We start from the raw sequence: 21,413 nt of genomic DNA on the forward strand, positions 1-21,413 counted from the left end.
CAAGTTTACGGGGAGTCGACACGGCGATCTTTGCTATTAGGTCAATGTCCATTGAACTCCCCTGTGCCGCCTAATGATTGAATTAAGTCGCGCCATGAAGTGGCGTCTCGTTGAAGGAGTGGTTAGGCGGCGACCTCACAACAACCGATGCAGCGGATGTTTCTTTGCTGCAAAGCTGAGTACCCAAGGCGCCTCCTCACGGGTGTAGATAAAGCGCTGCGTGTTGTGCGCGGATCTGCGGTTGAGTTCCAGAACAATGGAGCGGTCAGTCGTAAAGTATTGGGGTCTTTCCGAATTAGCCCTGTTTGCCCAAAAGCAAACCTCCGAACTAAGCGGAAAGCTCAGTTCGGATTCGTGCGCGGCGATGCCCACTGACCTGAAGAAAAAAGTCGGATTGTCACAGGTGATGAAGCTTTCGCCAGGGCTGACTAGGAAGTGCCAATTCATTGATAAGAGCCCTTGCACAGTTCTGGGTGTCGCTCCGCTTTTCAGTGTGTGGTGCCAGAAGTAGTCCGGCGGGTCTTCCTTGTATGCGGAGATGATCCGACCTACTTCTTCCTTGCGCCTAGTTGCGGACTCTGCGAGATCCGGTTCAGACGCGGCTATTGCGTCCAATTGCTGCACGACCTGCATCTTGATCGTCTCAGCTAGGCTCGGTATGTACCCTGCCACTCGCTTGCGCCCAGCAGGCACGCGCTGCCACATGGCGATGATGTAGGCGGCAAGTACCTCACGATCCTCGTCTCTGAGCTTGAGCCGCTTACGCGCTCGGTCGATCACGTCTTGGGCTGGCCCTTCGACAACGTTTGCTAGGTGCTTTTCTAGCTCCTCGGTGTACATGACGGTTTCATTAGCTAGCGACTTGACCTGTGTACGGAAAGATCGGCGCGCCCGAACGTCATGTCCCCACACCCTGACTCCATCAGCGAATCCGAGCAGGTAATGCTGGGGCAAGTAATGGTGTCCCATAGCCACCTAACGCCTGAGTTAAGCAGTGCCGCGAAGCGACACGGCTTGAATGAATTGTTAGGCCCTTACTCGCGCGGGTACCAACCGTCTTTGTTGCGTTCTGGCAAAGGCACCCCTTTGCTATGCAAGTGCTCGACAAATCGATCCTCTACGATCGGACGCCATCCGTCATGGTTGCTCTCCCAGCACGTGCGGCATACGGCTAGCTGGTAGCTAGGAATAAACTTGCCAGCATAAATATGCGGCCCGAACTGGAACGAAGAGCCGCACAAATCGCAGTTGTACATGAACTTGGGCTTGGGCATCTGCGGATCTCCTTTGTGCGGCCTAACTACTCTTGGACCGCCGAAATGCGGTGTTGCACTGAGTATCTTCGATCGCTAGCACTTTGTGAATGGGAAAAATCCTGGCCGCGATCACGGGATAGCATGATGGAGAGCAGCCTCGGCCATGCAGATGCTTGGAGTGTTATCCAGCAAGGACGCAGACGTAGGCGGTGCTGGTGTTTCTCTCCCGCGAACTATCGCGTATCGATCGGCATCACTTGTCCGACGAAATCCCTGGCGTTCACAATCTTGAGTAGTGGCGTCACAGCGCATAACCGTGCAGTCACGACGCCCAACGCCAGAAACGAAAAAACCGCGCGATGCGCGGTTTTCTCGTCACACCTTTGCCAACCCATCAAGGACGGCGCGCCAGCGCCTCCACGTCCTTGGCCTTGGGCAGCAGGTCCTGCTTGGTCACCGCAAACGGCCCGATGCTCAGCATCGGCACGGCCACGATCACCGAGGAGATCACCACGATCACCGCGCCAATCATGTGGGTCTCGGCCAGGCCTTCCATCGACTCGCCGCCGTAGATGTACAACGCCAACGCCGACAGGAAGAACATCACCGCGGTGATCACCGTGCGCGAGAGCGTCTGGTTGATCGAGCGGTTAAGCACTTCCAGCGGCTCCACGCGCAGGGCGCGGAAGTTTTCGCGCACGCGGTCGAACACCACGATGATGTCGTTGATCGCAAAGCCCATCACCGACAGCAGGCCGGCCAGCACGGTCAGGTCGAACTCGCGGCCGGTCAGCGACACGAAGGCCACGGTGACCAGCAGATCGAACAACGCGGTCAGACTGGCGACCACCGCGAACTTCCACTCGAAGCGGAATGCGATGTAGATCAAAAAGCCTACCAGCATGAACACCGTGGCATACACACCGTTCAACGCCAGATCCTTACCGACCTGCGGGCCGACGAATTCGCCAGGCTGCACGGTGGCCGGATTCTCATCGCTGGTCACCGCCTTGCGCACATCTTCGGCAACGGTGCGCGCGGCATCGTCGCGATTGTTGTTCTGGCCATGCGGCTGCAGGCGGATCATGACTTCATTGCCGCCGCGGGCGTTCTGCACCTGGGCGTTTTCGAAGCCGGCCTTGGACAGCTTCTCGCGCACCTGGTCCACGTCCACGGTCTTCTGGAACGAGGTCTGCACCAGCGTGCCGCCCGTGAACTCCAGCGCATAGTTGAAACCCTTGCCGACGATGATGCCGACCGAGGCGACTGCCAACACCAGCATCAAGATGAGCACCGGCTTGCGCCAGCTCATGAAATCGATCTTGGTGTCGTTCGGGATCAGGTGAAGCGGAAAAATTTTCATCGAAAGATCTTCCTAAGCAGTCCGCACATGGATGTGCGGGCTCTTGCGAGGGACTCGCATTAAATAGCGACAGACTTCAGCTTCTTGCGGCTGCCGTAGATCAACACCGCCAGCGCACGCGAGACCGTGATCGCGGTGAACATCGAGGCGAAAATACCGATCATCATGGTCAGCGCGAAGCCCTTCAGCGGGCCGGTACCGAACGCATACAGGGCCACCGCCACGATCAGGCCGGTGAGGTTGGCGTCGAGGATGGTGCCGCCGGCCTTTTCGTAACCGGCCGCGATCGCCGACTTGGCCGGCACGCCCAGGCGCAACTCTTCGCGGATACGCTCGTTGATCAGCACGTTGGCGTCCACCGACAGACCGACCGACAAGGCAAGGCCAGCAAAGCCCGGCAACGTCATGGTGGCACCGAACAGCGACATCACCGCCACCACGATCAGCAGGTTGAACAGCAGCGCCACCGAGGTGATCGCGCCGAACACGCGGTAGTAGATGGTGAAAAACACCAGGGTGAACAGGAACGAGTAGACCACCGCCGTGACGCCGCGCTCCACGTTCTCCGCACCCAGGCTCGGTCCGATGACGTATTCCTCGACGAAGTCCATGGGCGCGGCCAGCGAGCCCGATTTCAGCAGCTTGGCCAGGTTCTCGGCTTCGGTCTTTTCCAGACCGGTGGTCTGGAAGTTCTTGCCGAACACGCCGGCAATGCGGGTCGGCGACAAGGCTTCTTCCTTGACCCGTACGCTGCGCACTTCCTTGCCGTCGACCATGGTCACGGTGGGAATGCGCTCGATGTAGACCACCGACATCAGCTTGCCGACGTTGGCGCTGGTGTAGTCGAACATGCGCTGGCCGGCGACGTTGTTGAGCGTCACCGCCACTGCCGGCATGCCGTTCTGGTCGGTGCTGACCGATGCGCTGACCATCTGGTCGCCGGTCACCAGCGCGCGCTTGTTCAACAATACCGGCGCGTTGCTGTCGCGCAGGCGATAGACCTTGGCCTCCGGCGGAATGTTGCCGCTGCGCACGGCATCGTCGGCATTACCGTCGACCACGGCGCGGAATTCCAGCGAGGCGGTGGCACCGATCAGGCGCTTGGCTTCGGCGGTGTCCTGCAGGCCGGGCAGTTCGACCACGATGCGGTCCTCGCCCTGGCGCTGGATGGTCGGCTCGGACACGCCCAGTGCGTTGACGCGGTTGCGCAAGGTGGTGAGGTTCTGCTCGATCGCACCGCTGGCGATCTGCTTGAGCTCGGCCTCCGGCACCTTCACGGCGATGTTCTGGCCGCTGACGTCGTAGGTCAGGGTCGGCTGCGCCTTGGCCAGCGTCACGCGCGCGGCGTCGGCATTGGCGCCCTCGCCCAGGTTGACCTGGATACTGTTGTCGGCGCGACGTTCCACCGAGCGATACGGGATACGCGCATCGCGCAAGGTGGTGCGGATGTCTTCGGCAAACCCGTCCAGGCGCTTTTCCAGCGCGGCCTTCTGGTCGACCTGCATGGCGAAGTGCACGCCGCCCACCAGGTCCAGACCCAGCACCATCGGCCGGCCGCCCAGCTTGGCCAGCCAGTCCGGCACGGTGGAGGCCAGGTTCAGCGCCACGGTGTAGTTCTCGCCCAGCTGCTGACGCAACACGTCGTTGGCGCGTGTCTGCGCCTGCAGCGAAGGCAACCGCACCATCAGGCTGTCGCCTTCTTTTGTGATCGCCTTCGGGGTGATGCCGGCGCTCTTGAGCTCACCGTCGATGCGGCTGCGCAATGCGTCGTCGAGCTGCGCACCGCGGCTGGCGGTGATCTGCACGGACGGGTCCTTCTGGTACACGTTGGGCAACGCATACAGCGCGCTGACGGCCAGTACCAGCAGGATCAGGAAGTACTTCCAGCGAGGAAATTCGAGCATTGCGACAGTCCCGCGTGGCACCATCCCGGCGCCGCGCCTAGCAGTGAGAACGACTTCAAGCGACCGGTACAACGTCGCCAATGGTCTTCAGATGGATACGGGCGGTACAGCGGAACCGGTGGGTCACAACCTTCGGTTCCACCTGGCGACTGCGCCTGCCTGACAGCGGCGCAGCCGTGGCAAGACGCGTTTAGCTTGCCGACTTCAGCGTGCCCTTCGGCAGCACATGGCCCACGGCGCTCTTCTGCACGCGGATACGCACGTTGTCGGCCACTTCCACGCTGATGAAGTTGTCGCCGATGTCGGTGATCACGCCCGCAACACCGCCGGAGGTGATCACTTCATCGCCGCGCGCCAGCTTGTCCAGCAGCGCCTTGTGTTCTTTCTGACGCTTCATCTGCGGGCGGATCATCAGGAAGTACATCACGGCGATCAGGATGATCGGCAGCGCGAAGGTGGACAGGCCTCCCATCGGGCCGGGTGCCGGCGCGCCGCCGGCGGCCTGCGCCTGGGCAGCGGGGATCAGGAAATCGAGCAGATTCATTCAGTGCATCCTAGTTTGGTGCCAGCGCGCCCATGGGCCCGCTCGCTATTCAGGTACCGCCGGGGCGGAACAGCCGGGAATTATGCCACGCAGGTTCCACGCCGTCCGCGCCGGGGCGCGGACGGCCGGTCTCAGCTGGTTTCCCCCGGCAACGGCGGCGTGGTGGCGCCGCGTGCCGCATAGAAGGACCGCCGGAACTCCACAAAGGTTCCCGAAGCGATCGCCGCACGCATGTCGGCCATCAGTTTTTCGTAATACCAGAGGTTATGCAGGGTTCCCAGCATCGGCGCCAGCATTTCGTTGCAGCGGTCCAGATGGCGCAGGTAGGCGCGCGTATAGCCGCTGCTGCAGGCATGGCAGCCGCAGCCCGGCTCGATGGTGTCCAGGTCGCGTTCGTACTTTGCGTTGCGGATGCGCACGGTGCCGAAGGAGGTGAAATAGTGGCCGTTGCGCGCATTGCGGGTGGGCATGACGCAATCGAACATGTCCACCCCGCGTGCCACGCCTTCGACCAGGTCTTCCGGGCGGCCCACGCCCATCAGGTAACGCGGGCGCTCGGCCGGCAGGCGCGGATGCAGGTGTTCGAGCATGGCGTTGCGCTCGTGCTCGGGCTCGCCCACTGCCAGCCCGCCGATCGCATACCCGTCGAAACCGATGCCTTGCAGGCCATCCAGCGAGCGGCTGCGCAGGTCCGGATGCACCCCACCCTGCACGATGCCGAACAGCGCCGCATCGTTGCCCAGCCCGTCGTGCGCGTCGCGCGAGCGCTGCGCCCAGCGCAGGCTCAGCTCCATCGAGCGGCGCGCGACGTCCTCGGTGGCCGGGTACGGCGTGCACTCGTCGAAGATCATCACGATGTCCGAATCGAGCACCTTTTGAATTTCCATGCTCTCTTCGGGGCCCAGGAACACCCGCGCGCCATCGGTCGGCGAGGAAAAGGTCACGCCCTGCTCGGTGATCTTGCGGCGATGCGCCAGCGAAAACACCTGGAACCCGCCGGAATCGGTGAGGATGGGCCCATCCCAGCGCGCAAATCCGTGCAGCCCGCCGTGATCGCCGATGACCTCCAGGCCCGGGCGCAGATACAGGTGGAAGGTGTTGCCCAGGATGATCTCCGCACCCAGCGCGCGGATCTGCTCGGGCAGGATGCCCTTGACCGAGCCATAGGTGCCGACCGGCATGAACGCAGGGGTTTCGACCGTGCCACGCGGAAAGGTCAGGCGCCCACGTCGGGCATGCCCGTCGGTGGCTTGGAGCTGGAACTGGAGTCGGGACATTGAGGGGCCGGGAATGGGGAGTCGGGAATCGGGAATGGGAAGAGCGGTTGGCAGGTGGCTGATCGTTCGGCGGGTCCCGCCTTACGATTCCCCATTCCCGACTCCCGATTCCCCGCCCCACAACAACATCGCATCGCCGTACGAAAAGAAGCGATAGCGCTGCGCGATGGCGTGGTGGTAGGCGGCGAAGATGCGCTCGCGGCCGGCGAAGGCGCAGACCATCATCATCAAGGTGCTTTCGGGCAGATGGAAGTTGGTGACCATCGCGTCGACGCTGCGGATGCGGTAGCCGGGCAGGATGAAGATCTGGGTTTCGCCGGCAAATGGCTGCAATTCGCCTTCGGGCGCGGCCTTGGTCTTGCGCCAGGCGCTTTCCAGCGAGCGCACCACTGTCGTGCCCACCGCGATCACGCGGCCGCCGCGGGCGCGGGTGCGGCGCACCTGTTCCACCAATGCGGCACCGACATTCAGCCATTCGGTGTGCATGACGTGCTGGTCGAGCTTGTCCACCCGCACCGGCTGGAAGGTGCCGGCGCCCACATGCAAGGTGACGTGGCCGAACTCCACCCCGCGCTCGCGCAGGCGCGCCAGCAGCGGCTCGTCGAAGTGCAGCCCGGCGGTGGGCGCGGCGACCGCGCCGACTTCGCGCGCGAACACGGTCTGATAGCGCTCGCGGTCTTCGACACCCGGCTCGCGGCGGATATACGGCGGCAGCGGCAGGCGGCCAGCCTCCAGCAGCCAGTGCTCCAGCGGGGTCGGGATCTGGAAACGCAGCAGATAGAACTCGCCATCGCGGCCCAGCACCTCGGCCTGGCCGCCGGCATCGAGCGCGATCACGCTGCCGGCCTTGGGCGACTTGCTGGCGCCGATCTGTACGCGCGCCTCGCGCTCGCCAAGCAGGCGCTCGATCAGGATCTCCACTCGCCCGCCGCTGGCCTTCTGCCCGAACAAGCGCGCCGGAATGACCCGGGTGTCGTTGAAGATCAGCAGATCGCCGGGCTGCAGCAGCTCGGGCAGATCGCGCACCTGGCGGTCGCCGAAGGCCGCTGGCGCAGGCGGCACCACCAGCAGGCGGCTGGCGGCACGTTCGGCCAGAGGCGCCTGGGCGATCAGTTCTTCGGGCAGCTCGTAATGGAAATCGGACTTCTTCAAGGCCGCAGGATCGTTGGCGGAGTAGCCGCATAGTGTAACTGCGGCCGGGAATTGAGATTGGGGATTGGGGATTCGTAACATCCAGGCCAAGCGGCCGGCAGCTTTACTACGTGGGCTGGCCAGCTTTTACTAATCCCCAATCCCGAATGCCCAATCCCGGCTCATTCACCGCTCGAACTTGGTCGACAGGATGATCGCGCTGGTCGTGCGCTCCACGCCGTCGATGGCGCCGATGGCGTCGGTGAGCACGTCCATCTCGTTGACGCCGCCGACCACGCCCAGGGCGACCAGGTCGTAGGCACCGCTGACCGAATGCAGCAGGCGCACTTCCGGGATATCGCGCAGCGCCTTCACCACGGCCGGCATCTTCTTGGGCAACACGGTGATCAGGATGTGCGCACGGATGCGGCCCTGTTCGTAGTCGTCATGCGTGCGCACGGTGTAGCCGCTGATCACGCCGTCGCGCTCGAGCTTTTCGATGCGGCTCTGCACGGTGGTGCGCGAGAGCCCAAGTCGCCGCGCGATCTGGGCGGTGGACGCGCGCGCGTCCTCGCGCAGCAGCGACAACAGGCGTTCGTCGGAGGGGGTGATCTTCACTATTGCGCATTCGTTTCGGCGAATCGACGAAAATACCGTACTTCCTGCCCAGATTCACGCTGCCAAACGCCGATCTTCTGCCGATAATAGGAAGGGAACGCCACCTTTGAAGGAGATGCGCCATGTCCGTCCTTGCCCCGCTCGCCCCGCTGCGTGCCCATGCCGGCCGCCGCCTGACCGAAGGCCTGGACGATGCGACCATCGCGCGCCTGGCCGGCAGCCACCCTGACCTGCAGCAGGCCATCCATGCGGCAGCAGCCGAGTACGCGCTGGTGCGCGATGACGCCGCCGACCTGCTGGACCTGGACGAAGAAGCCCAGATCGGCGCGGTGCAGGAAGGTTTCATCAATTTCTACGCCGACGACGCAGTGACGCCTTACGTGGCACTGGCCGCACGCGGGCCATGGGTGGTCACGCTCAAGGGCGCAGTGCTCTACGACGCCGGCGGCTACGGCATGCTCGGCTTCGGCCATACGCCGTCCGCGGTGCTCGAGGCCATGGCGCGCCCGCAGGTGATGGCGAACGTGATGACGCCCAGCCTGGCGCAGCGCCGGCTCGATCGCGCCCTGCGTGCCGAGATCGGCCATAGCCGCGGCGGCTGCCCGTTTGCACGCTTCATGTGTCTCAATTCCGGCTCCGAAGCGGTGGGCCTGGCTGCCCGCATCGTCGATACCAACGCCAAGCTGCACACCGACCCCGGCGCGCGGCACGCCGGTGCCACCATCAAGCGTCTGGTGGTCAAGGGCAGCTTCCATGGCCGCACCGATCGCCCGGGCCTGTATTCGGATTCCAGCCGCAAGACCTACACCAAGTACCTGGCCAGCTATCGCGACGAGGATTCGGTCATCGCGATCGCCCCGTACGACGTGGCCGCGTTGCAACGCGCCTTCGATGAGGCCGCGCGCAATCACTGGTTTATCGAGGCGGTGTTCCTGGAGCCGGTGATGGGCGAAGGCGACCCGGGGCGTGCGTTGCCGGCCGAGTTCTACGCCGCGGCGCGCGCGCTGACCCGTACCCATGGCAGCCTGTTGCTGGTCGATTCCATCCAGGCCGGGCTGCGCGCGCATGGCGTGCTGTCGGTGGTGGACTACCCGGGATTCGAGCAGCTCGACCCGCCGGACCTGGAAACCTATTCCAAGGCGCTCAATGCGGCGCAGTACCCGCTGTCGGTACTGGCGGTGACCGAGCACGCCGCGCAGGTGTATCGCAAGGGCACCTACGGCAACACCATGACCACCAACCCGCGCGCGCTCGATGTGGCCTGCGCCACCCTGGCGTTGTTCACCCCGCAGGTGCGGGACAACATCCGCATCCGCGGTGCGCAGGCGATTGCCAAGCTGGAGGCGCTGCAGGCCGAACTCGGCGGCTTGATCACCAAGGTGCAAGGCACCGGCCTGTTGTTCTCCTGCGAACTGGCACCGCAATTCAAGTGCTACGGCGCCGGTTCCACCGAGGAGTGGTTGCGCCACCGCGGCGTCAACGTGATCCACGGCGGCGAGAATTCGCTGCGTTTCACCCCGCACTTTGCGATGGATGAAGACGAACTCGATCTGCTGGTCGGCCTGATCGCACGTGCGCTCAAGGAAGGCCCGCGTCAGGTGCAGGCCGCAGCGGCCTGATTTGCTCCACGCGGCACGCCGGCGCGCATGTCGTCGGCGTGCGGCAGATGGCTGACAGGTCTTCCACCGGCGCTCTGCGCGGCGCCCTGGAACCGCGATCAGCGCCGGCGACAGTGGCGCAAGTCTTCGGTTGCGTCCAGCCGATCCAGGGTGGGTCATCAGCCATTGTCCCGACTGCGTTGCCTGGTCTGAATTTGCGCAATACCTGCAACACACGATGCGAAGTCACGAGAACATGCAAGCTTGCGCTTGCATAAATCGCCTGCAGCATGCAGGGCGATGACCTCACCCAGATTCGACCTGAGCGGCCCTGCCCCAGGTCGATTGCCGTATCACCGTGCACGCTGCCACTCAGATCGGCACCGCATTCAACTTGCGGCGCAGGTAGTTGGTGAGCGCACGCCGCGGCGACTTGCCGCGCCACGATGCCCAGCACAGGTGCGAGCCGACCGCGATTTTGCCGCCACGATGGCCAAGCCCGAACCAGGTGCGGTCCGGATGGAAGGCGTCGCGTGGCGGGAACAGGATGTCGGCGAACTGCCCACCATGCGCGTTGTAGAAGCGCGTCAGCCCACGCGGGCCCGAAATCATGGGGATTTCGCGGTGATCCTGCAGCGTTTCCGGGGCATGCGCGGTAAAGATGTGCTCGATGAACGCGCGCCAGAACGGATGCCCGGGCTCGGAGCCAAACACGGCATTGCCGATCTTGAAGTCTTCCTGGCCCGGCGCACCTTCCTCGACGGGCAACACGCAATGCTGCGACAGCACCTGCGCATCGAGCGGTCGTAGCAGTTTGTAGTCGGTGTCGAAGTAGAAGCCGCCATGTGCGTGCATGTACGCGCACCGGGCGATGTCGGCTTTCATCACGCCGAAGCGGATCTGCTCGTAGCGCTGGGCAAACTCGGGAAACGCACGCCGCATCAGTTCTGCGTTATCGGCATCGTCCCAGACGTAACAGGTCCATCCAGGCAACAGGCGCTGCAGGCGATCGCAGATCCTGCGCTCTTCCCACAGCAGCTGCTTGGTGGGTGCGGTCAGGTGAATCAATTGGGGAATCATGGGGGCGACTCGGGCGGTGGGGGAACCGAGCCGCCACCGCAGTGCCGCATCGATTCGGCTACCTGGTCGCTGGCCCGGCCGTACCAACCGTAGTCGCACTATCGACGTGACATAAATCGCAGTACATGATGATCAACTGCAAGCTCATAGAAACAATCTATGCAAATGCGAAGTTTTGAAACAACGCATAAATACAGTCGAAATCCGGATTAAACCGCGTGCTGCCCTGTCATATTCAAGGCGGCGGTCGGGCACCTCGAAGAAGCTGGCAGCGGACACGCAACCAAGTGCAGCTTGCAGATCGTCTGCGCACTGCTGCCCAGCCACCAGTAGCACGGTATTGCTTGGGCAGGCTGTTGCCTGCCCTCGCTCATTCCCAGCATCGATCCGCACGCCCTTTGAGCGTTGCACTGCGCGGGCAATTGCGTGGCGCGATGCGTCCCGCCTCGCGTTCGATCAAACGTTTGCTGCCGTCGCTGTCGCGTTGCAGTTCGAACGCGTCGTAGAGACGTCCGGTGGCCGTGCGCGATTCGTACACCAGATGCTGGCTGTCCAGACGCAGCACCTGATAGAGCTGGGTGTCTTCGCCCACCGGGCGCATGGTGGTGCGCGCCATGTCCGACAGGCGGTATTGCTTGGGCCCGGCGACCGAGACCACGAAGACCGGCGTCGCCTGCCCGGCCGCATCGCCGCGTCGGCCGTAGGTGTGGTCGTGGCCCTGCAACACCAGATCCACCTTGTGGCGTCGGATCACCGGCAGCACCTGTGCGACCAACTTTTCGTTTTCGCGATCGGCACGCGGCGAGAAGAATGGCTGGTGGATCAGCACGATCGACCAGGGATGCGGGTTGTCGGCCAGCACCCTGTCCAGCCACTGCGCCTGCGCGGGGCCGGTCCCCAGGTCCAGCGCCGAGGTGCCGTCGAGCACGGCAATGCGCACGCCCTGGTAGTCGAACCAATAGCTGGTGCGCGCGGTGGCCGAAGGCCCGTTACGCGGCAACGCAAAGGTCACCGGCCAATGACTGCCGAGCACGCGGGTTGCCTGCGGCGTGTCTTCGCCCTCTTCGTGATATTCGTGATTGCCCGGCGCCGGCGCCACTGCAGTGCCTTCCAGCAGCCAGCGCCCGGCCTCGAACCACTCGGCCCATTCGTTGTCGTCCTGGCCGTCCTTGCCGCTGACCAGGTCGCCGGCGAACAAGGCCAGCCGCGCGTCCGGCGCCGAGCGCCAGGCCTGACGGATCACCCGCGAGACCAGACTGAGATTCTTGTTCTGGGTATCGCCGAAATACAGCAAGGTCAGCGGCGTGGTGGCTGTGGCAGCCGTGCGGAAGTGATTCCACGCGCCCCAGGTCCCCTGCCCCTGCACGCGGTACGCGTACATCGTGTCCGGCTGCAGCCCGTCGACATCGGCGCGATGGTGATGCGAACTGCCGTTTTCGCTGGCAAGCGTCAGCGTGCTCGCCCGAATGCGTCGTGGCGTGCCTACATCCGGCGAATCGCCGGCGACCACCAGTTCCAGCCACGGTCTGTCGACGCTGGCATCGGTGCGCCAGGCCACCGCAAACCCTGTGGCCGCGTCCTGCGCCGGCGTGGCGACGATGCGGTCCGGGAAGCCATCGGCAACATAATGCGTCGAACCCGCCGGCACCTGCGTATTGGGTTCGGCAGCACGGTCGGCAGCCGAGGCGGGAACGCTCATGGTTGCGATCGCCGCAAGCAACGCAGAGACCGATCTGCGCGCGGCCATCATGGCGTGCACTCTTTCAGGCGCAATGTCCGCGCGATATCGCGCCAATCGAACGCGGCCACTGCCTGGTCGTCATGCAACGCATAGAACACGCCACCCGGAAAGCGCGTATCGCTGCGTTGATCCAGCCACACGCCATCGGTGTTGGCGGTCACACGGCCGGCAAAGGCGCCGACATGCGCCAGCGTCTTGCGATCGAAGACCTGGAACACGCTGCGGTCCTTGAACTGATCGGTGGCGATCCAGTAGCCGCTCCCGTCGCTGCATGCGAACAAGCTGATGCCCTCGGCCTGCGCCTTGAACAGCCCGGCGCCGACGTTGCGGCCGCGATACCGCCCGTCCATGCCGTAGTCGCGCAACTGCGTGCCCACGGCCACGTCTTCTTCGGCAATCATCAGCCGCGCATTGGCTTCATCGCCGAACACCGATTCGGCAATCCGTACCGCGCCCGCTTCGCTGGTGTCGCCAAAACTCTGCGTCAGTCGTGCCTGCCAGCCCTGCCCTGCAGCATCGAGCTGATAACGCCGAAAGCGCTGGCCAAGCTCGGCCAGCGGCGGCGGCAGATCCTTGTTGGCCGGCGACATGTAGTTGTCGCTGACCACCACCTCGTAGCCGCCCTCGTGCTTGCGCACCCACAGGCCGTAGGGCTCGCGCAATTGGTTCTGGCCAAACGCCGTCACCGGCGTCAGATCGGGCAAGGAGAAGACCTGCACGCGCCGGTTGTCGCGCTCCACCACGAACACCAGGTCATCGACCACCGAAATGCCGTTGGGGCGGTCGAGCTTGCCCATGGCCTTGCCCTTGCCGCCGACCACGCGCAGCCGCTTGCCGCTGTCGCCGTCGAACACCACCAGCGCATGCGTGTCCTTGGCCGTGGCGATCACCCAACGGCGACCATCCGGCGCCATCCAGCTGGCCGGCGAATCCAGGTTGTCCGCTGGCGTCAGCGCGGTAATGAAGGCTTCCGGCACCACTTCGTGCGCTACGTTGGCCTTGCTGAGCAAGGGATCCTTCAGCAGCGCTTCGTCGGCTTCGCGGCCGGCCGGGGCACTGGCGCAACCGACCAATGCGGCGGCAGCGGACAGCAGCGTGATCTGCACGACGGTGCGTGGTGCGATCACAGCGCCACCTTCAGGCCAAGCGCGTAGGTGCGGCCGTACTCTTCATTTTGCAGGGTGCGCGAGCGGATGCCCTGATACAGCTCCAACGGCTCGTCCAACAGGTTCTGCGCTTCCAGATACAGGCTGACGTGGCTGTTGAATTGATAGTTCATGCTGAAATCCAGCTGCGTGTGTGGGGCAACGTAGATATCGTACGCACGGCTCTGCCCGATGGTGTCCAGATATTGGCTGCGATACACCGCCGCCACGCGCGCACTGAACCCGTATTTTTCGTAGCCCAGGTGGCCGCTGTAGATGCGCTTGGACGAACGCGGCAGGGTGAAGTCGTCGCCGGCACGATTTTCCAGGCCCGGATTGAAATCGCTGTCCAGCACCGTGGCGCTGGCACCAACCAGAAAGCCATTCCAGCCCTCGGGCAGGAAGTCCAGGGTCTGCTGCCAATTGAATTCCGCGCCGCGCACCTTTGCGGTGTCGCCATTGATCGAGCGTGTGACCTGCAGGCCCGGAAATTCCGCATCGTTGGTGTTGATGGTCTGCACGATGTAGTCGTCGATCGACTTGTGGAACACGCCCAGCGAGATCACGCCGGTACTGCCGAGGTATTTTTCGAACGACAGGTCCAGGTTCTGCGAACGGTACGGATCGAGATCGGGGTTGCCCAGACTCACCTCGTTATCGCCACGGTTGATGCTCACGCGTGGCGACACATCGCCGAATGCCGGGCGCGACAAGGTCTTGTTGGCCGCAAAGCGCAGCACCCAGTCGTTGCCACTGTCGTAACGCAGATGCAGGCCGGGCAGCACGTTGGTGTAGCTGCTGGAAGCCTCGCGTGGCGTCACCGTGGCGGTGCGGCCATTGGCTGCCACGTCCACCTGGTTGCCGGTGGCATCGAACTGGGTATTTTCCACGCGCACGCCGGCGATCATGCGCAGTGCGCCGATGTCCCAGGTGCCCATCGCATAGGTGGCGAAGACATCTTCGGTGGCCGTGTAATCGTCCTGCAGCGAGGTCTGCAGATTGCCGCCCACATCCTGCGGACGTGCACTGTACAGATCGCCGGAGGTGTTCCAGTAGCGGCGCATGCCGTCCGAGCCGATGCTCTGGCCCAAGGTGCCGCCACGGTGCTCGGGCGCGGGAGTGGTCCAGTCGCTCAGGTCGATGGCCGGCCCACGACGCAGCTCGTTTTCGTCCACGTTCACCCCGCGCTCGCGCCAGCGGCCCAGCACGCCCATCTTCAGGCTGGAATGCTCGCCGTCAAAGCGCACATTGATCTGCGCGCTGCGCTCGCTGTCGTCCACCTGCGTGGGCGCAATCACGAAGCGATCGAACACGAAATCATCGTTGCTCTGCCAGCCGTTGTCGGAGAAGCCCAGCTTCGGAATGCCACTGCGCTGATCCACCGTGGCCGCCAGATCGTCGCCGTCGTAATTGAAGCGCGCCTCCTTTTCATCGTTCACGCGCTCGCGGGTCTTGGTGTAGCCCAGCTTGTAATCCACGGTGGCGGCGCTCAGGCGGTTTTCGCCACCCACGCTCAACGCCATGGTGTCTTCCTTCTTGGTGCGGTAGCGCACGCGCTTGGAAATGCTGTCGGCCGGCAGGTCGTCCACGCGATAGGTGCCGTCGCCATTGGCACTGACCTCGCCATCGCTCAACCCGAAGATGGTGCGCTGACGCGTTTCGGCATCGTCGAAACGGCTGTAGAGCGTGCGCAGGTAGTAGCGATTATCCGCGTCCGGGCGCCAGTCCAGATTGAGGTTCGCGCCCATGCGGGTGCGTTCGATGAAGTATTTGCGGCGTTGCACTTCGCCGGCGAACAGATCGTCGTCCGCGCCACCGTCAAAGGTGTCGTAGGCCACTTCGGTATTGTCCGATTCGAACTCGCGGTCCTGATAGTTCACGCCCACTGCCACTCCGAAGGTGCCATTGAAGATGTCGCTGTAGTTGAAGGCGCCCTTCGGGCTGGTCTTGCCCGACAGCGACTGGTGGCTGGCTTCGATGGAGCCGCGCAAGGTGCGTCCGTCACGATCGAAGGCGGAGGTGGATTCCACCTGGATCGCGCCGCCGATGGAATCGCCCGGCATGTCCGGGGTCGGCGACTTGACCACCTTCAGGCGCTCGGTGGAATCGGAAGGAATCACGTCCAGCGGTGCCGAACGCGTGCCGTCTTCCGGCGTGCCCATGGTCATGCCGTCGATAGTGACGCTGTTGAGCGACGAATCCAGTCCGCGGATGACCACAAAGCGGCCTTCGCCCTGGTCGCGCGTCACGCTGACGCCGGGCAGGCGCTGCAAGGATTCTGCAACATTCTTGTCCGGGTAACGTCCCATCGCATCGGAGGCGACGGCGTCCTGGATGGCATCGGAGGCGCGTTTGAGATCGACTGCGCGCTCCTGCGCTTCCAGCTGCGGGCGCACCTCCAGCCGCTCCAGGTCGATTGCCGCAGCGCTGGCAGCGCCGCCCGTGGCCGCACCCTGGGCCGCGTGCGCCAGCGGACTCCACGTGGCCGCAGCCAACGTCAGCGTGATCGCCAGGCAGAGCGGAGTCTTGTTCAACACGGGTGCTTCCCCAATCGGTTAAGAATGGGTGGGCACACTATGTCTACGACGTTTCACTGACATGACATATGCATCAGCGATCACACCCGAAGTGTGGCGACACACCGCGCGGCTGCGGCACACTGTGCCCCTCTCCCGCCTGCCGCTGCCCATGAAAATCGTCGAAGTCCGCCACCCCCTCGTCCAGCACAAGATCGGCCTGCTGCGCGATGCCGCGTTGAGCACCAAGGGCTTCCGCGAACTGGTCACCGAACTGGGCACGCTGCTGGCCTACGAGGCCACCGCCAATCTGGACACCGAATCGCACACCCAGCCGGGCTGGGCCGGCCCGGTGACGGTGCAGCGCATTGCCGGCGCAAAGATCACCTTGGTACCGATCCTGCGCGCCGGTCTGGGCATGCTGCCCGGCGTACTGGCACTGATTCCTGCCGCACGCGTGAGCGTGGTCGGTCTGCAGCGCGATGAAGAGACCCTGCAACCGGTGCCCTATTTCGAACGCCTCACTGGCCGCCTGGAAGAACGCGACGCCCTGATCCTGGACCCGATGCTGGCCACCGGCGGCACCCTGATGGCCACCATCGACATGCTCAAGCGCGCCGGCGCACGGCGCATCAAAGGCATCTTTCTGGTCGCCGCGCCGGAAGGCCTGAAGGCGCTCGAAGCGGTGCACCCGGATGTCGAGGTCTATACCGCGGCCATCGACGACCACCTCAACGACAAGGGCTACATCCTGCCCGGCCTGGGCGATGCAGGCGACCGGATTTTTGGGACGCGGCTGGAGTGAGTTTAAGCCCCTCTCCCCCCGGGAGAGGGGTTGGATGAGGGTACGGTGTATCAGTATTCCTGCCGACGCCGTACCCTCATCCGGCGCTGCGCGCCACCTTCTCCCGACGGGAAAAGGAACAGCCGCGGCATCGGCTTGATAGCGACGCTTTAGCGCGTCGACGCCTCGATCGCCGCGCTCACATACACCAGCGGCGCATTCCAGTTGATCGCCACCTCGTTGGTGGAGTAGCTGCAGAAGTTGTCCAGGTACGACAACGCCGGCCGTTTGGAGGGGTACGGCACCTTGCACTCCTTGGCATCCTGCTGCCCCGGCTGCGGGCCGCCGACCAGCCAACCCGGCACCGGCGCTTCGATCCCATCGGCCTCTGAGGGTCGGTGATGGATATGCATCGGGGTGCGTTTGCCTATCCCGGTCACGAACGACAGCCCCAGCGGATTGCGGCCCAGGATGTAGTCCAGCTGCGATTGCGCCGCATCCAGAAATTGCCGCTGCTGCGTCAGCCGGTAGCCCTGTAGCAGCATCATCGCGCGGTTGAGCACCCCTGCATTGCTGCCCCACACGAAATCGCTGTCGTTCATCGCCAGCCGCCATGCCGATGACTGCCAGGTGTCGGCCAACCGCTGTGCCAGCCCGGTGATCTCCCGTGCGATCCGCGCGCGATCGGCATGCGGCGTGAGTCGGTCGCGATGCGCGGCCAACGACATCCAGGCCAGCCCACCGACATTGCCCCATGAGGGCACAGTGGCCGGCACGTTGCGCGCGATCATCGCGTCGTAGAACCCATCCTCGCCGGTGGCGATGTACAACTCGGCCGCCGCCCAGGCGAATTCGTCATCCAGGTGTGCATCGTCGTAACCGCCGGTGCGTACGTCGCTGGGCTGTTGGTAGATCACGTCCGGATGCTGCTTCGCCCACGCCCACGCAGCCCGCGAGGCTTTCAACATGCGCGCCGACAGCCCCGGATACTGCTTTTCAAATGGCGCATATACGCGACTGGCGACGGCCATCACCGCAGCGAAGTCCAAGGTCGCGGCAGTGGTCTTCATCACCACGTAGCGTTGCTGGGTGGCCTGATCCGGCATCACCAAGCCATCGAACTGCTTGTCGGTGAGCTTGTGGTACACGCCGCCATCGGCCGGGTCCTGCATGGCGAGCATCCAGTCCAGATTCCACCAGGCCTCCTGCAGGATGCCGGGCACGCCGGGCGCATCGTCGGGAATGGTCAGCGGCTTGGACCTGAAGAACGCCGGATACTGCTCGTAGGCCGCCAGCAAGGTGTAGGTGCTGATGCCGGAATTGACGATGTACTTGTTGTAGTCGCCCGCGTCGTACCAGCCCTTGGGCGCGCTGATCACGCTATCGGTCGGACGCGTTGCAGACGCTGCGGACGGATGGATGCGCACCTGCGTATCCGGGTGCCCGGCCGCGCGCGCATAGCGCCCGGCGTAGCGTGCCGGCAGCGCGGTGCTGGCACGGTTGAAGTAGAACGCCTTCAACGCTGCATCGACCAGGGGCTGATAGGCATGCGCGTTGATGGCGAAGGTCTCCGATGCCGGCAGCCCGTCGACCTTCAACCGATAGGTTCCGACCGCACGCAGCCCGGAAAAATCCGCCACCCGCGCCTGCTGTCCGGCCGGCGACCACATCGCGGCCGGCTGCAGGGTTCCCTGCAACACGCTGCGTCCCTGTGCATCTTCGACGGTGAAGCGGTCCGAACGCTGCGCGGTGCCCTGCGGCGGCAGCCCGACGATCGCCATTTTTGCCGAGCCCGGCAGATAGCCCAGCTGGTTGACGTGGATGGCGTCGCTGGCCGCCACGGCCTCCTGCCTGCCGGTTGTCTCTGCAGCGCAGGCGAGCACGGGCGAAACGATCATCAGGCTGGTGAGCAGAGTTTTGAAGATAGTCATGCCACGATGGTCGCCGCATTATCTTGCAGCGACAAGTCCAATGCCGGCATAGCCGATGCGTCAATCCGCATCGCTGCAGCAATGCGCCCCTTGCGCGGATCGCCTCGCACGCAGCCATGCCGCGCTCATCATCACTGCATGTCAGCAATCAAGCGCATGCTGGGCGGCAGCAAACGCGCCAGCCCAGGCAACCACGGTCGCATTGCATCGATGGCGCTTGATCGAAACAACGAACAACGCCCGGCCGCCTTGCCGGCTACCGGGCGTCGACGCAATCGGGTTCACGCCTCAGCGTGCCGTCGCGTCCAACTGCACTTGCGCCTTGCCCACCGGGTTGCGCGGGTCGCTGCCGCCGCTGAGCACGTTGCGGCGCTTGTCCCACTCCACCGTTTGCAGGTTGCCCCACACATGGCTGGAGCCACGGCCGCCTTCGGCGGTGTCGCCAGGCATTTTCAATGCATGCCCCATCGCTTGCAGGCCCTTGGCGGTCTGCGCCGAAAACGCGTCGGTCTCGGCGTCGATCACGTCCGGCAACCACTGGTGGTGATAGCGCGGCAGCGCACTGACCGCCTGCGCATCCAGGCCGGCGTCGTAGCCCAGGATCCCCAGCAGCACCATGGTGATGATGCGGCTGCCGCCCGGGGTGCCGAGCACGATCGCCTTGTCGGCCGATTCCATGAAGGTGGGCGTCATCGAACTGAGCATGCGCTTGCCCGGCTTGGGCGCGTTGGCGGCGTAGCCCATCACGCCGAACGCATTCGGAGTGCCCGGCTTGAGCGCGAAGTCGTCCATCTCGTTGTTGAGCAGCACGCCGGTGCCCTTGGGAATCAGGCCCGAGCCGTACAGCAGGTTCACCGTCTGGGTGGCGCCGACGCGGTTGCCTTCGCCATCGATGATGGAAAAGTGCGTGGTCTCGTCGTCTTCCAGCGGCGTGGGGTTGCCCGACAGCAGATCGCTGGGCGTGGCCTTGTCCGGATTGATGGTGGCACGCAGGCCTTGCGCGTAGTCCTTGCTGGTGAGCACGCGCTGCGGCACGTCCACAAAGTCCGGGTCGCCCAGGAAGAAGGTGCGATCGCGGTAGGCGCGGCGCATCGACTCCACCACCAGATGGGTGCGATGCACCTCATCGAGCGTGTTCAAGTCCCAGCCCTCCAGGATCTGCAGCATCGCCGCCAGCGCAATACCACCGGACGACGGCGGCGGCGCAGTGGTGATCTTCCAGCCGCGGTAGTCGAACTGGATCGGTGCGCGCTCCTTGACCCGGTACCCGGCCAGCTCGGCCGCGCTCCACTGGCCGCCGGCCTGCTTCACGCCGGCCAGCAACTTCTTGGCGGTCTCGCCCTTGTAAAACCCGTCGAAGCCCTTGTCGCCGAGCAGCTGCAGCGTCTGCGCCAGCTCCGGCTGCTTGAAGGTGTCGCCTTCGGCAATGGGTTTGCCGCCGCGCAGATACACCTCGCGCGTACCGGGGTAACGCTCCATCACCTCGCGCCGCGAGGCATAGCCCTTGGCCATGCGCGCGTAGACGGGAAAACCCTCCGTCGCGATGCGGATCGAGGGTGCCAGCGACTGCTTCAGCGGCAGCCGGCCGTGTTTGGCAGCCAGCTCCACCAGCGCTGCGGGCAAGCCCGGGATGCCCGCCGACCACGGGCCATTGACCGAGCGGTCGCGGTCCAGCTCGCCTTTCTTGTCGAGAAACTGCGCTTCGGTGGCCGACGCGGGCGCGGTTTCGCGCGCGTCCAGCATCACGTCCTTGCCGGTCTTGGCGTCGTGCAACAGGAAGAAACCGCCGCCGCCCAGCCCTGAGCTGATCGGCTCGACCACCGCCAGCGTGGACGACACCGCCACCGCGGCATCGAACGCATTCCCGCCCTCGCGCAGGATCTGCAGGCCGGCATCGGTGGCCAGCGCATGGCCGCTGGCGATCGCCGCGCCGGGTGGATGCGCGGCGACCGCTGCGGTGGTGGCCGTCGCCGGCTTGGCGGCATCGGCGCACCAGGCCGCTGGCGCCAGCACAAAGGCCAGCAGCAACACGCCGCGCGAAGAAAAACGACGGGAAAAAGTGCTCACGGGGCGGGGGGCTCCTGTTCGTACAGTTCGGGGTGATCGCGCTGCAACTGCATCAGCTTGGTCAGCAACTGGTCATGGGTTTCCGGAATGGCCGGATCCGGATCGATGCATTCGACCGGGCACACCACCACGCACTGCGCTTCGTCGAAATGGCCCACGCACTCGGTGCAACGTGCCGGATCGATGACGTAGATGGTTTCGCCCATCGAGATGGCGTGATTCGGGCACGCAGGCTCGCAGACGTCGCAGTTGACGCAGAGCTCGTTGATTTTCAGAGACATATCGGCACTACGATGCGACGCGACGCGACGCGCTGCAACCGCAGGCGCTGGAACGCAATGTGCTGCTGCAGCCGGGCGCCCATGGCGCGCAGCGGCAGGTAGATAGCGCCCTGGGCGCTGTCGGACACCGGCCTGGTGCGGCCGGCTCCGATGGAGTGCGAACTCGGCAGCATGGTG

17 protein-coding genes are annotated in these 21,413 nt (G+C 64.4%); 2 read left to right on the plus strand and 15 right to left on the minus strand.

The window, feature by feature from the left end; translation table 11 throughout:
* Positions 1 to 135: 135 nt before the first annotated feature.
* The 7 genes from J7396_RS18195 to J7396_RS18225 form a co-directional block, all read right to left on the minus strand.
* Entirely contained in the window at positions 136 to 969 is an 834-nt protein-coding gene (locus J7396_RS18195) for a DUF4238 domain-containing protein (protein WP_008571686.1), read from the minus strand.
* Between the two features lie 681 nt (positions 970 to 1,650).
* Entirely contained in the window at positions 1,651 to 2,619 is a 969-nt protein-coding gene (gene secF, locus J7396_RS18200; RefSeq protein WP_010372305.1) for a protein translocase subunit SecF, read from the minus strand.
* 59 nt (positions 2,620 to 2,678) lie between these two features.
* A complete protein-coding gene (secD, locus tag J7396_RS18205) occupies positions 2,679 to 4,523 on the minus strand; it encodes a protein translocase subunit SecD (protein WP_014090428.1) in 1,845 nt (614 codons plus the stop codon).
* Between the two features lie 190 nt (positions 4,524 to 4,713).
* Positions 4,714 to 5,067, minus strand: coding sequence for a preprotein translocase subunit YajC (yajC, locus tag J7396_RS18210; RefSeq protein ID WP_003489768.1), 354 nt, complete (start codon positions 5,065 to 5,067; stop codon positions 4,714 to 4,716).
* A gap of 131 nt (positions 5,068 to 5,198) precedes the next feature.
* Positions 5,199 to 6,344 carry a tRNA guanosine(34) transglycosylase Tgt gene (gene tgt, locus J7396_RS18215; RefSeq protein WP_008574416.1) on the minus strand — a complete coding sequence of 382 codons (1,146 nt, stop codon included), beginning with the start codon at positions 6,342 to 6,344 and terminating at the stop codon, positions 5,199 to 5,201.
* 81 nt (positions 6,345 to 6,425) lie between these two features.
* The gene (queA, locus tag J7396_RS18220; RefSeq protein WP_209261854.1) at positions 6,426 to 7,496 is read right to left on the minus strand and encodes a tRNA preQ1(34) S-adenosylmethionine ribosyltransferase-isomerase QueA; all 1,071 of its coding nucleotides are present in this window, start codon (positions 7,494 to 7,496) and stop codon (positions 6,426 to 6,428) included.
* 165 nt (positions 7,497 to 7,661) lie between these two features.
* Positions 7,662 to 8,093 (minus strand): Lrp/AsnC family transcriptional regulator, encoded by a 432-nt coding sequence (locus J7396_RS18225; protein ID WP_008574410.1) that lies wholly within the window; start codon positions 8,091 to 8,093, stop codon positions 7,662 to 7,664.
* A 122-nt stretch (positions 8,094 to 8,215) separates the two neighbouring features.
* Between J7396_RS18225 and J7396_RS18230 the strand changes: the two genes are divergently transcribed.
* Positions 8,216 to 9,712 carry an aminotransferase class III-fold pyridoxal phosphate-dependent enzyme gene (locus tag J7396_RS18230; protein WP_031423138.1) on the plus strand — a complete coding sequence of 499 codons (1,497 nt, stop codon included), beginning with the start codon at positions 8,216 to 8,218 and terminating at the stop codon, positions 9,710 to 9,712.
* 351 nt (positions 9,713 to 10,063) lie between these two features.
* Here the strand turns inward: J7396_RS18230 and J7396_RS18235 are convergent, their stop codons facing one another.
* From J7396_RS18235 to J7396_RS18250, 4 genes are all read right to left on the minus strand, one after another.
* Positions 10,064 to 10,771, minus strand: coding sequence for a glycosyltransferase (locus tag J7396_RS18235; protein ID WP_008574407.1), 708 nt, complete (start codon positions 10,769 to 10,771; stop codon positions 10,064 to 10,066).
* 370 nt (positions 10,772 to 11,141) lie between these two features.
* Positions 11,142 to 12,521 (minus strand): metallophosphoesterase family protein, encoded by a 1,380-nt coding sequence (locus tag J7396_RS18240; protein ID WP_209261855.1) that lies wholly within the window; start codon positions 12,519 to 12,521, stop codon positions 11,142 to 11,144.
* On the minus strand, positions 12,518 to 13,639 hold the full coding sequence (locus J7396_RS18245; protein ID WP_209261856.1) for a phytase: 1,122 nt from the start codon (positions 13,637 to 13,639) through the stop codon (positions 12,518 to 12,520). Before J7396_RS18245 ends, J7396_RS18240 begins: the two co-directional genes overlap by 4 nt.
* Entirely contained in the window at positions 13,636 to 16,194 is a 2,559-nt protein-coding gene (locus J7396_RS18250; protein ID WP_029819668.1) for a TonB-dependent receptor, read from the minus strand. The genes J7396_RS18245 and J7396_RS18250 overlap by 4 nt, the downstream gene beginning before the upstream one ends.
* A gap of 151 nt (positions 16,195 to 16,345) precedes the next feature.
* On the opposite strand from J7396_RS18250, the gene upp reads away from it, so the two are divergent.
* Entirely contained in the window at positions 16,346 to 16,978 is a 633-nt protein-coding gene (gene upp / locus J7396_RS18255) for a uracil phosphoribosyltransferase (protein WP_011347830.1), read from the plus strand.
* A 149-nt stretch (positions 16,979 to 17,127) separates the two neighbouring features.
* On the opposite strand, the gene J7396_RS18260 is transcribed toward upp, so the two are convergent.
* The 4 genes from J7396_RS18260 to J7396_RS18275 all read right to left on the minus strand — a co-directional run bounded on the left by J7396_RS18260 (position 17,128) and on the right by J7396_RS18275 (position 21,409).
* A complete protein-coding gene (locus J7396_RS18260) occupies positions 17,128 to 18,888 on the minus strand; it encodes a glycoside hydrolase family 9 protein (protein ID WP_209261857.1) in 1,761 nt (586 codons plus the stop codon).
* A 288-nt stretch (positions 18,889 to 19,176) separates the two neighbouring features.
* On the minus strand, positions 19,177 to 20,955 hold the full coding sequence (gene ggt / locus J7396_RS18265) for a gamma-glutamyltransferase (RefSeq protein WP_014090435.1): 1,779 nt from the start codon (positions 20,953 to 20,955) through the stop codon (positions 19,177 to 19,179).
* Positions 20,952 to 21,236 carry a YfhL family 4Fe-4S dicluster ferredoxin gene (locus J7396_RS18270; protein ID WP_209261858.1) on the minus strand — a complete coding sequence of 95 codons (285 nt, stop codon included), beginning with the start codon at positions 21,234 to 21,236 and terminating at the stop codon, positions 20,952 to 20,954. Before J7396_RS18270 ends, ggt begins: the two co-directional genes overlap by 4 nt.
* The gene (locus J7396_RS18275; protein ID WP_033478847.1) at positions 21,227 to 21,409 is read right to left on the minus strand and encodes a hypothetical protein; all 183 of its coding nucleotides are present in this window, start codon (positions 21,407 to 21,409) and stop codon (positions 21,227 to 21,229) included. The genes J7396_RS18270 and J7396_RS18275 overlap by 10 nt, the downstream gene beginning before the upstream one ends.
* Positions 21,410 to 21,413 lie beyond the last annotated feature (4 nt).

The sequence above is a fragment of the Xanthomonas sp. A1809 genome (assembly GCF_017746015.1).
GTDB classification, from domain to species: domain Bacteria; phylum Pseudomonadota; class Gammaproteobacteria; order Xanthomonadales; family Xanthomonadaceae; genus Xanthomonas; species Xanthomonas euvesicatoria.

What these genes read in the sequence shown, in the direction of transcription:
- J7396_RS18270 (WP_209261858.1), bottom strand. Translation starts at nt 21,236, where the DNA reads ATGTCTCTGAAAATCAACGAGCTCTGCGTCAACTGCGACGTCTGCGAG.
- J7396_RS18230 (WP_031423138.1), top strand. Translation starts at nt 8,216, where the DNA reads ATGTCCGTCCTTGCCCCGCTCGCCCCGCTGCGTGCCCATGCCGGCCGC.
- J7396_RS18275 (WP_033478847.1), bottom strand. Translation starts at nt 21,409, where the DNA reads ATGCTGCCGAGTTCGCACTCCATCGGAGCCGGCCGCACCAGGCCGGTG.
- secD (WP_014090428.1), bottom strand. Translation starts at nt 4,523, where the DNA reads ATGCTCGAATTTCCTCGCTGGAAGTACTTCCTGATCCTGCTGGTACTG.
- yajC (WP_003489768.1), bottom strand. Translation starts at nt 5,067, where the DNA reads ATGAATCTGCTCGATTTCCTGATCCCCGCTGCCCAGGCGCAGGCCGCC.
- J7396_RS18240 (WP_209261855.1), bottom strand. Translation starts at nt 12,521, where the DNA reads ATGATGGCCGCGCGCAGATCGGTCTCTGCGTTGCTTGCGGCGATCGCA.
- tgt (WP_008574416.1), bottom strand. Translation starts at nt 6,344, where the DNA reads ATGTCCCGACTCCAGTTCCAGCTCCAAGCCACCGACGGGCATGCCCGA.
- J7396_RS18235 (WP_008574407.1), bottom strand. Translation starts at nt 10,771, where the DNA reads ATGATTCCCCAATTGATTCACCTGACCGCACCCACCAAGCAGCTGCTG.
- secF (WP_010372305.1), bottom strand. Translation starts at nt 2,619, where the DNA reads ATGAAAATTTTTCCGCTTCACCTGATCCCGAACGACACCAAGATCGAT.
- upp (WP_011347830.1), top strand. Translation starts at nt 16,346, where the DNA reads ATGAAAATCGTCGAAGTCCGCCACCCCCTCGTCCAGCACAAGATCGGC.
- J7396_RS18260 (WP_209261857.1), bottom strand. Translation starts at nt 18,888, where the DNA reads ATGACTATCTTCAAAACTCTGCTCACCAGCCTGATGATCGTTTCGCCC.
- J7396_RS18195 (WP_008571686.1), bottom strand. Translation starts at nt 969, where the DNA reads ATGGGACACCATTACTTGCCCCAGCATTACCTGCTCGGATTCGCTGAT.